This window comes from Streptomyces sp. 130 (assembly GCF_007096885.1).
Classification (GTDB): Bacteria; Actinomycetota; Actinomycetes; order Streptomycetales; family Streptomycetaceae; genus Streptomyces.
The window spans coordinates 1-759 of record NZ_VJNO01000116.1; the positions used below are offsets into that span (position 1 = coordinate 1).

Below are 759 nucleotides of genomic sequence, written 5' to 3' on the forward strand. Positions count from 1 at the left end.
GGAGAGCCGGCGTGAGCTTGAGGATCGTTGTCTGTGTGAAGTACGTGCCCGACGCGACCGGTGACCGGCATTTCGCCGATGACCTGACGCTGGACCGTGAGGATGTCGACGGTCTGCTGTCGGAGCTGGACGAGTACGCGGTCGAGCAGGCGTTGCAGATCGCGGAGGCGGCCGACGAGGCCGAGGTCACGGTGTTGACGGTGGGTCCGGAGGACGCCAAGGACGCGTTGCGCAAGGCGCTGTCGATGGGTGCGGACAAGGCGGTTCACGTCGAGGACGACGATCTGCACGGTACGGACGCGATGGGTACGTCGCTGGTGCTGGCGAAGGCGGTCGAGGAGACCGGGTACGACCTGGTGATCTCGGGCATGGCGTCGACGGACGGCACGATGGGTGTGGTGCCGGCGCTGCTCGCGGAGCGGCTGGGTGTGCCGCAGGTGACGCTGCTGTCGCAGGTGTCGGTCGAGGGCGGTGTGGTGCGTGGCCGCCGGGACGGGGACAGCGCGTCGGAGGAGCTGGAGGCGTCGCTTCCGGCGGTGGTGTCGGTGACCGACCAGTCCGGTGAGGCCCGTTACCCGTCGTTCAAGGGGATCATGGCGGCGAAGAAGAAGCCGGTGAAGTCCCTGGACCTGGACGACCTGGGCATCGACGCGGACGAGGTGGGTCTGGCGGGTGCGTGGACCGCGGTCGACTCCGCGGCCGAGCGTCCGGCCCGCACCGCGGGCACGATCGTGAAGGACGAGGGCGAGGGCGGCAAGC

At 69.3% G+C, this 759-nt stretch carries 1 protein-coding gene; it reads left to right on the top strand.

Annotated elements, in window-relative coordinates; genetic code table 11:
• Positions 1-11: 11 nt before the first annotated feature.
• A partial coding sequence (locus FKN01_RS32255) for an electron transfer flavoprotein subunit beta/FixA family protein (protein WP_143626187.1) occupies positions 12-759 on the top strand: 748 nt, incomplete at its 3' end.